An 11688-nucleotide genomic window follows, 5' to 3' on the forward strand; every position below is an offset into this window, starting at 1 on the left:
GTGACGGCACGCTATCCGTGATCGGTGTCGTCATCCGCTACGCCTACCAACCCGGGGCCGAGGGGGATGTCGATTCCGTTCGCGAAACTCCGCAGCTTCTTCTCCAGGTAGGCCGCTCGTTGCTGCAGGAAGAGGTCACCGTTGCCCTCGCGAAGTCGCTGCCACGCGAGTTCGGGAATGCCGTGGCTCTTCAGGAAACGTTTGGTGAAGGCGTAGCTGTACGGCCCGTCGCCGAAGTCCAGCATGAGGCTGCCACTGTCAGGCAGGTCGAGCAGCGCTCGATGCACGCTGGTCCCGGCGATCGTCGGCAGGACCAGGCGGTTCGCGGCCCGTTGGTCGCCGGCAAGGATCGGCCGGTAGGCCTGCGACGCGCCTGCCGCGAGTTGCCTCACCACATCGAATTCCTGCCCGAGCGGATCCAGTCGTTTGGGGAATTCGCCGGCTTCCCAGGCGATGTAGGCGACAGCTCGGGCGCTGTTCAAGTTGAACGGCTCGGGCACGGGCTGCACATCCTCGATGTCCAGGTGCAGTGCGCCGATGCCGTTGGCGAAAAGCCGCATCTCCTCCAGGCCACGTCGAACCGTCGCTGAATTCGCTCCGGCGAACGAGCCCGCCCACGACGTCACCCAGAACCACTGCTGCAGTCTCAGTTTCTGGTCAGGGCTTGGCTCGGAACGATGGTGGAAGAAGCTGGCCAGGAGGAGAAGCTGGTGGCCGTACGGCAGGAGATTCGCCAGAGGTAGCCCGATCTGCCGAAGAAAGCTGACGGCGGCGTGGATGGCCTGCTCCGCGGCCGGCACGGCATCGACGAGGCGGTTCTGCATGCGGTCCGCAATACGCTCCCAGCGTGGGCTGAGCACGTCGGGTTCATCGCCGATCGCGAGCACCGACCGGAAGACGGCTTGACGCTGCAACTCGCCGAACCCGGTGCTCGCCACAGACCGGACGATGTCGTCGATCTTCTCACTCAGGGTACGCTGGCCGCCGCGATGTGTCAGAGCCGAGATGACCTGGTCTGCGTCCATCCGGATACCGCGCCGGTTGAGGCGGGTATAAACCTCGACGGCCTGACCGAGTTCGCCGCCTCCGAGCTTGATGAGGGCGATTTTGTAGCTTGTGATGCGCTGCGCGACGCGATCCGCCTCGTCGACCAGGCGCTCCAGCCGCTCTCGGTCGCGAATCGACACGTCAAGCCGGCGAGAAAACTGCAGGAAGTCGCGAGTAGTGCTCACCGCACGGACCGGAAGATAGCTGCTGGGAACTGGAGCTGGCGGGTTGCCGGCCCCCCGGTGGTGCCGGTAGCGCTCGTTGTCCGTCTTCGGCTCGAGGTCCCGATAGATCCTCCACTTCCACTCACGCTGGTCATCGGCGTTGGGCGGGCGACCATGTCGCCGGAGGACCCCGAAGAGGGTGGAGAGTCGCTGGTGACCGTCCAGAACGTAGGAGACCGGACGGTTCGTTGGCGCCGGGGGTATGGGGACGTCCCCGATGGAAGATAGCGAGTCCACGGTGTCCGTCGTCTCCCACAGCAGAATGCTGCCGATGGGGTATCCGCGTTCGATGCTGTCGAAGAGGTCGAGCATCTGATCGGGGCGCCAGACGAAGGGGCGCTGGAAATTCGGGACCCTTAGCCGACCGTTCGCGATGTCATCCAGGACGCCGCCCAGCAGCCGGATGGTGGGCTCCAGGTCGCTGTCGGCGTCGTTGCTGAGCATGTCGCCAGTCTCCTACAGAATTTCGTTGATCATGGAGAGCACCCGTTGTAGTTCCTCCACCGCGTCTATGCCGAGTTCCTCGAAGTCCTCCCTGGTCAGGTTCAACTCGTCAGGGAACAGCGGGAACGGCATTTTTCCGCCACCCACCAACCACCGCTTGATGTCGATATAGCCACGCTCGGCCACCGCCTTCCGTCGTAGTCCGTCGATGGCGTCGGACTTCAACGGGAAGTGGTCGTCCCACACGCGCAGCGGCACGTAGTTCTCCATCATGCGCCAGGTCCAGAGATGCACATGGTCGACGCCCACGTCCCTGGTCTGCTTGACCTTGCCCTCATTCTCACTGGGTCCTGGACGTTTGCGGTCGCTGTCATACAAGACGGCGACACGGACAACCGTGGAGAACTCACGGCAGCGGGCCGCCGCCAGCTGCGGCATCTGCCCCTTGCCGCCGCCGTGATAGATGGTGAGCCACTTGGGGTCCCGCTCCAGCGCTTCGATGATCCGGTCGTCTCCGAAAGCCACGGCCACCGCACGCACGAAGCCGCCGTCCCCGAACTCGTTCTCCACCAGCAGCACCGCGGGCTTGGCCAGATCGGCCACCGCTCGCTGCAGATCGGCGACACCGACCGGGACAGTTCGGCGATCGGCAACCGGGATCGGGTTACTGGCTTCAATGAACGCCTGCTGAACCCACTCCTCCAGCAGGGGCATCTGAATCTTGGCCTGGATGAGCCGGCGCACCAGAGCATCGGCTTTCTCTGCCTGAGCGAGCGTGGGATACCAGTCGTGCCGGCGGTCGGCGACCATCTCCAGTAGCTGAAGGACCGGCTGGTGATTCGTGGCATCGAAGATCGCGTCGTCGATGTCAAGAAGCACGGTGCCTCCGTTCGCGCTGTGCGGCGGCCAGCGCCCGCACCTCGTGATAGTCCTGCGAGAAGTAGCCGTGGGGCCAGCTGTCGTCCAGGTTCCCGAGGTCGTCCAGGTGAACCCTGCGGACGATCGACTCGCCGTCGTTCTGCTCGACGACATAGATGGCCACCGTATCCGGACTGATCTCGTTGCCCGTCTCGGCGACACGCAGGCGTAAGCGAAGCAGGAGGGTTTCGCTGTGTGTCTCGATGAGGAAACGTGTGCCAGTGGCCTGGGCGGTGGCCAGGTAGAGGTCAGCCAGGTCGGCGTGGGCGGCCGGATGCAGGTGAAGCTCCGGCTCCTCGATGATCTGTAATGGCGCTCGGGGAACGCCCTCGTACAGGTCGTCCATGGCGCATTGCGCGATGATCGGCAGCACCTGCGCCAGACCGCTTCCGGCATCGGCCAGATTGACGCGGACCTTGCTGCCGCGCCGCGTCAGAACCGTCGACCGGAGAGGGCCGGCTGGCACCTCGTCGATGCGCCAGCCCGGCACGATCGATGCCAGACGCTCGTTGATCTGGTCGAGCAGCCGCCCTCCGGTGCGTTCCCGGTCGTGTGCCAGCAGGGCGGGCAGCCCCTGACCACGGTTGCCCATGTCCACCGGGATGCCGTGTGGCATCCGATGCTGGCGGGCGACGGGTTCGCGGTACGGGCCGAGATAGCGAATCGGCCCAGGATCGAAGTCCTGCTCGCCAGCCCAGTCCGGAAGCAGGCCACGGAACTCCACGATCTCGAGATGGGGGTCGACCAACTGACCAGGCACCCGTACCTCGTACTCCAAAGGCTCTCCCGGCTCGAAGGGCCTCGGCCCGGAGTCCTCGCTGAAACCGTCGATGTCGCGTGTCCCGTTGTCGGCGATCAGCATCCGTGACGAAACAAGTTCGCCGGTGAAGCTCGGGCTGCTCAACTGGAGGCGGGCAACGATCGCCGCACTCGTCGAGTCGATGTACTCCAGATCCGCCTCGAGCCTGAAGGGCTGGTGGCCGTCCACGTCGAGCCCGAGAGTCAGAGGGCGCCGGGTGAGTTGATCGAAATAGAGTTCGCGGAAATCGTTCACGGCGTCGGCGCCCAGCCGGTCCAGGTCGAGAGGAACCCGGGAGTCCGTCCGCAGCCCGCTGTCCAGTAGCAGGGGGAGCCGAACGAGTGCGCTCTTGCCGGAGTTGTTCTTGCCCAGGATCACGGTGATCGGGGCGAGTTCGATCTCCTGCCGCTCCCGGAAACTGCGGTAGTTCTCCAGGATTAACCGCCGGATAGCCATAGTGAGCAGTTCTATCAGACGGTCGCCTTGAGCCAGCCCTCCGGCACCCACAGCAACTGGCTTGCCGGCGAGGTCAGCGGCAGCGGGGTGCCGTCCAACAGTGCCGGTTCCGGTCGCCAGGCGGGAACAAGGAGCAACCGCGCCGCGGGTCGTGGCACGGTAGGGTCCACGAGCTCCTGGAGAATGCCCATCTGCCCGTAGCGTGCCAGCGGGGCGGCCTCAGTGATCACGATCGGCGACTCTGCTGACAAGGCCTCGCGGACTGCCGGCATCACTTCGTGCTGGACCAACTCGACCAGGCTGCGGAAGTCCGGGTCGGTACTCGACCCGTTGTCCGCTTTGATGATCGTCTCCCAGGGGTAGCCCAGGCTGCGAAGACGGTCCAGCAGGATCGCGGTGACGTCCACTTCGACGAGATCAAGCCGGTCCAGTAGCGCCCGCCGCACAGCAGTCAACCGTCGCAGTGACGTGAGCACGGCCAGGAAGGCGCGACGGTGGATCACGCCGGACAGCTTGACCGCGACCTCGTCCGGTGGGACAGAACCGATCAGAGTGCCGCCCGTAGTGCCGGTACGAGTACCGGTCATCCCGGTCAACTGTGACGGCAGTTCCGGCGGCGCGTAGATGCGCTTGGTGGGATGCCATGTCAGAGGAACGGCACAACGGCGCAGCAGCGTGGTCAGATCAGGACGGGGCGGCAGTGGCTCGGCGCGCGGGAACCTGGCCCGGACCCGATCGTGCACCTCCTCGGCGGTGAGCTTCTGGCCGATCAGGCTACCTGCGGACAGGCGCAGCGCCCGTTCGGCCGACATGCCGTCGGGATAGAGCTGACCCTGCGCGTTCACGTCCACCCGTCCGTTGCTACCTGCCGCAGCCAACTGCAGCAGACGCAGATCGGCGATGGCCGGCATGCCAGCAGGGACCGGGAGGGTCCGCAGGTCCTCAACCGCTCGCTGTCGTGACGGCAGAGGATTGGCGGCCGCTAGCGCTGCGGCCCGATCGCCGAGGGCGACCACGTAGCTCAGCCTGTCGGCGGCGGTGGTCTCAGCCGTGGGATCATCTGGCTCGCGACCCACCAGAACCGTGTCGGACTGCCGGAATCGTTGGATGGCGACGCGGGCGTCACCGCCGAGGGAGAGTTCCACCTCCACCGCGGCACGGACCAGCCCGATCGCCTGCGTGGTGCGTTTCGGCTCGGGTGTGTAGGAGCCGTGGTTCGCGATCAGAGTCTCGGCGATCTCCACCGCTGACATCACCGACCCGCGGGCATCCAGCAGGGCGGCGATCTCATCACGTACGGCGGAGAGCCCGATGTCGTCCGACCAGGGCTTGAACTGCTTGCGGAGCAGAATCGAGACCTGGGGCTGGGTCTGACCGGTGAGCCGCCCCACCTCCGCCTGGGTAGGCCAGCGCAGCAGCGTATCGCCCTCGCCGGACGACTGGCCGAGAAGGACGGCCAGGGTGGTTCGTGCCTTGCGATTGCGGGTCGTCGCGTCCGGAAGCAGCGATGTGCACAGCGCTTCGACACCCTGCGTCGGCGACTCGTCCGACGCGGTCGGCTGCGGCTCCGGCGTGGCCACGGCCGTCCGCAGAACGCGGACCTGCGCCAGGATCTCCTTGCGGGTGGCGTCCGGGATGTTGCGGGCTCGGGTCAGCTCAGACGGCGGCGCGTCCAGCAGGTCACCCACCGTCACGAAGCCCAGCCGCTCCAGTGCCGAGCGCGCCCGGGCGGTCAGGTCCGTGCTGGCCAGCGGTGACGTCCGGCTGAGCGTTACCGTGGTGCCCGAGTCGGTGGGAGCGGCTCCCGCGCGGGGAACCGAGCGGAAGATCGCCCGCCAGGCGTCGACCATCTCGTCGATCGTGTGCAAACGGTCACCGACTTCCCTGGCCAGGGCTCGACCGAAGAAGTCCACCATCCGGTCGGCGACTTCCTGGTCGAACATGGCAGGGTCGAGCGTCACTTCGCCGCTCACCGAATTCGGGTTTGCGCCGCCCCATTGCGGCAGCGTGCCGGTGGCCATCTCGAACAAGGTCACCGCGGCCGCGAATCGCTCTGCGGCAGCGTCGTAGCGGAGCCGCCTGGCGTCGCCAAGGAACGGGTCCAAGTAGCCGGTGGTTCCGGCCTGGTACTGATCGGCCGGTGCGGACGACAGGGAGAAGTCGAAAACGCAGAGGTGTGGCTGCTTGTCCTTGGGCCGTGGGCGGGCCGCCAGGTTGGCCGGCTTCAGGTCCCGGTGCCATACGCCTTGGCCGTCCAGGTAGGCGACAATCTCCAGAAGGTCGCGCCCGTAGCGCTCCAGCAGGTCGATGGCGAGGCGGCCGTCGCGGAGGTCCTCAGCAAGTGTTCGGGGCCCGGCCGAATCCATCAGCAGGGAAGTCCGGCCGCCCACCTCGATCGGCCCCTTCACCAGGGCGACCACCTGCGGGTGACGGAGCTGCTGCAGAGTCTCGGCCTCTGCTGTCAGACGATCCCGGTGCCGTTCATCGCGGGCCACCTTGAGCACCAGCTCACGCGACGGCTTGTCACCCTCGGCAGGCTCGTGGACGAGCAGTGCCACTGCTGTCGCCCCGGCACCGAGCCGACTGACAACGGTCAGCCCCACATCCAAGCGATCACCTCGGCGCGCGGTCAACGGATCGACGACAGGCTCGGGCTCCGGTGCGGTCAACTCCTCCCAGACACGTTCCAACCTGTTACGGAAGGCCGCCACGCTGCCCAAGCGTTGCGCCGGGTCACCTCGGGTCGCGTCATACACGGCGTCGACCAACGCGCTGGGCATGCCGTCAACCGCTGCTGCCAGGTTCACTCCACTGTCCCGGACGGCGGTTGCCAATTCCTCTGCCGATCCGGCCGGCGGGTCTCCGGCGAAGATCCGGTACGCGATCGTGCCCAGCGAGAACACATCGAGTTGATGCCCCGGCGGCCGAGCTGCCGTCGTCACCTCCGGCGCCTGATACCGGCGTACCTCGTCGTCGTAGAAGAGCTCCAGATCGGAAGGATCACTGGCCGGGCCGGTACGGGTCATCCGGGTACCCGTGTGCAGACGTCCGCCGGTTTGCCAGTTCGTCACCACCAGGCGGGGCCGGGAAGCCTCGGGGTCGCACACGTACACGGCGGCGGGATGCAGTGCTCGGTGAGCCAGCCGCCGGGAGTGCGCATAGTCGATGATCTCGGTTAGATCGCCGATGAGGTGGAGCCGTTGCGCCATGGTGAGCCGATCGCCGCGCTGCACCAGCCAATGGTCGAGGCGAACCCAGGCCTCCTCGTGGTCGAAGACGACGGCCGGTCCCCAGGCATGCTCAACCAGGTCGTGGGCACCGGCGATACCCGGGTGATGGATGCCCTGCAGAAGCCGGAACTCGCGCTCGGCCGCGCCCCGGATCGCCGGCACGTCCTCTTCCGCGGCACGACTCGTCAAGTAGAAGCGGACGCGACGCAGGAGTGCGGTGTCCAGCACGTGCGCTGCCAGGAAGTCCTGCCAGTCCGGCCCCTCGGCCATCGGCCGGGCGTGGATGAGAAGCTGCCCCACCTTGCGGTTCGCCACCGAGGGACGAATCTTGGTGCCCTTGACCAGCTCCACGATCTCCCGGCCACGATCCGGATCGATCCGGTGCGCGGGATTACGCGGCTGAGCCAGGAGCATGTCCCGCAGGCTCGGCAACCCGGAATCTGGCCGGCCATGCAACCCGTAGACGTGCTGCCGACCGATCGAGTCCAGCTCCGTCACGAGATTCGTCGCGTGCAGGAACACCGCCGCCGACACGTACGGGCTCGCCGGAGCCTTGCCCTGGCGTCGGGCGTAGTGGCTGATCAGGCTAGCCAGACGCTTCGCCTTGCGGTTAGCCAAGATGTAGGGGTTGTCCTCGGGGATCAGCCGTGAGTTCGGCGCTCGGCGTACCCACTGGCTGCCGTCACCGCGCAACTCGCCCTGCCAGTGCTTGAGTTCCAGCACGTACAGGCCGCTCGGCGTGAGTACGAGGGCGTCGATCTCGTTGATCGACCCGTCCCCGGCAACGAACTCGATGTTCGCCCATACGTGATACGGGTCGGTATCCGGCAGATACGAGGCCAGCTCGCGCAATCCGTCTTGCTCGTGAAGATAGGCGCTGGCGTTGATCTGCTCCCAGCGTGGCGAATCTTCACGCATTGACCAAGGCCTTCCACCGTACGGTCATCAGACCAACACTCTAGACGTTCGCCCAGCGCATGTGCTTCAGCGTCAGTATCTACCCGCGCCGAAGCAGGTGCTTTGAGCTTCGCGCAGCAACTATGAACACTCATAGAGATCAAGCAATTACGAGCTGTGTGTGCACCCGAAAGGGGTGATGCTCGGTAGATGCCGCATCGCTACATGGAGGGCTGCGGTGGTGGAATGCGCAGCTGTTGGACAGTGTCGGAGCCGCCAGGTCGGTATCGGCTGTCGGCCGACGGCAGCGGTCTTGCCGCACGAATCCGTCTGAGGCCTTGCAAAGGTGGCGCCTTATTAGCGTTCCTGCAGGTAATCCACGCGCCGCTCGCCGGCTGTCCACCTTAGGAAAACCGATGCTCGGCGACAACACCTCGTGGTGCTCCGATGGTGCTCGGACGTTCGACGACAGTCCAGCGCCAACGCGGACGTTCCGGTACGGCGGTGTCGGATGGACCTGATACTGATCACGGGCGTGCGGCGCGGATCGCGCGGACCAGGGAGGACACGACGCCTCTCAGCTGGACGGCTGACCTGAAGGCACCACGGCACGCGATTGACCGGGAAATGGGCTGCGGAGCCGACTACACCTCGGAAGGTGCTCGCGGTGATGTTCAACCCGGACAGTGGTGATCCGGTGGTGATCGAATGTCGAGCGCCGTTCCAGCACCAACCGATCTGCATCAGCACGGCGGACCGGCGGTGGAAAGCCTGGTAGAAGGCGCTGGTTCACTCGGCCGCGACCAGCCACTATGCGATGCGAGCCTGACCAGGCCAAACGCCTGTGATGTCACTTCCTGTGGAAGCGGCCATAGAGTGAGCAAATATGAGCAAATCTCCTGGCTACGGATCAGATTCCTACAACTCCTGATCATCGCAGCCTTGAGAGCCCATGAAGGTCGCCGTTGGTACGTCCGCTGACGGCCCAGGGACAGCACCTAACCAGCGATTGCTACGGCCCAGACTGCTTCAGGCAATACACCCCAAATCTCGGCACTCGCCAGCCGGCTGCCCACCATCCACAGCGGCTCCGACGACCCTCGTCGCGAGGAGCACATCGGCGCGGCTCGCGACCACCGCGGTCTCTGCCCACTCAATATAACCGCAGGTAAACGGCCATCTAGCGCCGTGCTGGGCAGCGTGTTAGGAAACCGTTGCTCTATCCCCTGAGCTACGAGGGCGCGAGTCGTCAGCTTACCTGCCAGCGGGTACCAACGCGTACCAGGGCGTGCCAGCCGCTGCCAACGCGTGTGGCGCCCGGTTCCTCCGACCCATGGAGCACACGTGGAGCACACCGATCCGCGCCTGGTCGCGCCGTGCCGACCCCTGCAGTGCGGTGCCAACGGCTGCCAACCCGTGCCAACGTCTCACCGAGCAATTATCAAGCATTCGTATTGCGTGACAGAGAGGGTCGTCGACTGCGCCTTGCCCATCGCCGAACCGCTTGGAGCGCGGCGGCAACTACGCACCACAGGCCGGGCACCGCCGCGCCGGTGTTTCGGCGTCGGGCGGACCGACTCCGCCTAACTGCGGCAGCGGCGACAACCAGCCTGGGAACCAAGGTCGCTACCGACCATCCATCCCGTGAGCGTAAGACCAGCCGGTCGCGGGACGCGCTGACAGAATGACACGGTGACGATCGCCTATGTTCTGATACACAGCCCGCTGGTGGGACCGTTGACCTGGGCGCCGGTGGGTCAGCGCCTGCCGAACGCGGTGGTGCCGTCGTTCCTGCATCTCGCTGACGCTGAGCCACCGTTTTGGCCGCTGGTCGCCGAAACCGTGACCGCTGCTGTCGCGCCGCTGCCGCCCGAGACCGAGGTGGTCCTGGTCGCCCACAGCAACGCGGGCAGGTTCGTGCCGGTCGTCGTGGACGCGATCGGCCGTCCGGCGAGGGGCTGCATTTTCGTCGACGCCTCCCTGCCGGCCCGGGAAGGACTGACCGACGCCGTCGCGCCCGCGTTGCTTGAGCCCCTCCGCCGCAAGGCGGAGGGTGGACGAGTGCCGCCCTGGTCGCAGTGGTGGGACGAGGCCGACCTCGTCTCGCTCTTCCCGGACGCGGAGATCAGGCGGGCGATCTGCGACGAGCAGCCGCGGCTGCCGTTCTCCTTCTTCGAGGAGCACATCCCGGTGCCGGACGGCTGGGACGACCGGCCATGCGGCTATCTGGTGTTCGGGGCCGACGGCGATAAGGGGAACGGCGATAAGGCGGCGGACGCGCGCGAGCGGGGCTGGCGGGTCGAATATTTGCGAGGGCTGCATCTGCACCAACTCGTCGACCCGGACTCGGTCGCCACCATGATCCGGAAGATGGGGTAGGCCATCGAGAACGGACTCTTGATGATCACCGCAGACGCTGCCCGGGCGGGCCGACACCCGTCGCGTCATCTAGGTGTGATGTCCGGGGACGTGGGTCAAGGCGGCGTGACCACTCGATCTGACGATCAACGCCCGATCTGGTGAACAGATGAAGGCCTCCAACGGTGCAGTGGAGCTGTCTAGGACCCACTGACCAGCTTGGAGGCCTTCATGTCCCACGCTAACGCCGCGTTGACTCCGCGGGCGCGATTGCGGCTAGCGCGTCTGATCGTCGAAGGCGGCTGGTCACCCGCACGAGCAGCCGAACGCTACGACGTGTCCTGGCGCACCGCCGCGAAATGGGCCGGTCGCTACCGCACCGAAGGCAAAGCCGGTATGAGCGACCGCTCGTCACGACCACACCGGCAGCCGAACGCGACTGCGGCACCGGTAGTGCGCAAGATCCTGCACCTGCGGCGTAAACGACGGTGGGGGCTGGTCCCGATCGCCGACCAGCTCGGCCTGGCCGCCTCGACCGTGCACGCCGTGCTGACCCGGCAGCAAGCGAACCGGCTCTCGCACCTCGACCGGATCACCGGCGAGCCGGTACGCCGCTACGAACACCCGGCCCCGGGCGACCTGTTACACGTCGACGTCAAGAAACTCGGCAACGTGCCCGACGGCGGCGGCTGGCGCTACCTCGGCCGCCGGCAAGGCCAGAAGAACCGCGCCGCCACCGCCGCCAAAGCGCGTAACAAGCACTACCGCCCGATGATCGGCACCGCGTTCGTGCACACCGTCATCGACGATCACTCCCGCGTCGCCTACGCCGAAATCCACGACGACGAGACCGCCCTGACCGCCACCGGCGTGCTGCGCCGGGCCGTGGCCTGGTTCGCCCAACGCGGCGTCACCACCCGGCGAGTGCTGTCGGACAACGGCTCCGCCTACAAGTCCCACCTCTGGCGCGACACCTGCATCGAGCTGGGCATCACCGTGAAGAAGACCCGGCCCTACCGGCCGCAAACCAACGGCAAGGTCGAACGTTTCCACCGCACCCTGGCCGACGGCTGGGCCTTCGCCAAGCTCTACACCTCAGAGAAAGCCCGCCGCGCCGCCCTACCCGCATTCCTACACGACTACAACCACCACAGACCCCACACCGCCATCGGCAAGCTGGCACCCATCACCAGGTTGAACAACCTGGCTGGACATCACATCTAGGCCGTGTTTCGTAACGGCTGGCTCTTGAAGTCGTCGCGGCGTGGCGGTGATCGGTAAAGGTTGAGGTCTCCGGTAGATCGGTTAGCGACCA

At 66.1% G+C, this 11688-nt stretch carries 6 protein-coding genes; 2 read left to right on the forward strand and 4 right to left on the reverse strand.

The features are described 5' to 3' along the window. Positions 1-11 precede the first annotated feature (11 nt). From AB0M36_RS37065 to pglW, 4 genes are read right to left on the reverse strand one after another with little or no spacing between them, the layout of a single operon-like run. Complete coding sequence (locus tag AB0M36_RS37065; RefSeq protein WP_364167321.1) at positions 12-1715, reverse strand: DUF262 domain-containing protein; 1704 nt, start codon at positions 1713-1715, stop codon at positions 12-14. Between the two features lie 12 nt (positions 1716-1727). Then, positions 1728-2594, reverse strand: a complete 867-nt coding sequence (locus tag AB0M36_RS37070; protein ID WP_364167324.1) for a hypothetical protein — start codon at positions 2592-2594, stop codon at positions 1728-1730. Continuing rightward, positions 2584-3939 (reverse strand): DUF3696 domain-containing protein, encoded by a 1356-nt coding sequence (locus AB0M36_RS37075; RefSeq protein WP_364167327.1) that lies wholly within the window; start codon positions 3937-3939, stop codon positions 2584-2586. Before AB0M36_RS37075 ends, AB0M36_RS37070 begins: the two co-directional genes overlap by 11 nt. After that, positions 3903-8036 carry a BREX system serine/threonine kinase PglW gene (pglW, locus tag AB0M36_RS37080; RefSeq protein ID WP_364167330.1) on the reverse strand — a complete coding sequence of 1378 codons (4134 nt, stop codon included), beginning with the start codon at positions 8034-8036 and terminating at the stop codon, positions 3903-3905. Before pglW ends, AB0M36_RS37075 begins: the two co-directional genes overlap by 37 nt. A 1671-nt stretch (positions 8037-9707) precedes the next feature. Here pglW and AB0M36_RS37085 point away from each other — a divergent pair. Beyond that, positions 9708-10394, forward strand: coding sequence for an alpha/beta hydrolase (locus AB0M36_RS37085; RefSeq protein WP_364167333.1), 687 nt, complete (start codon positions 9708-9710; stop codon positions 10392-10394). A 210-nt stretch (positions 10395-10604) separates the two neighbouring features. Next, the gene (locus AB0M36_RS37090) at positions 10605-11597 is read left to right on the forward strand and encodes an IS481 family transposase (RefSeq protein ID WP_364167336.1); all 993 of its coding nucleotides are present in this window, start codon (positions 10605-10607) and stop codon (positions 11595-11597) included. Positions 11598-11688: the final 91 nt, after the last annotated feature.

The sequence above is a fragment of the Actinoplanes sp. NPDC051346 genome (genome assembly GCF_040682215.1).
Taxonomy (GTDB): domain Bacteria; phylum Actinomycetota; class Actinomycetes; order Mycobacteriales; family Micromonosporaceae; genus Actinoplanes.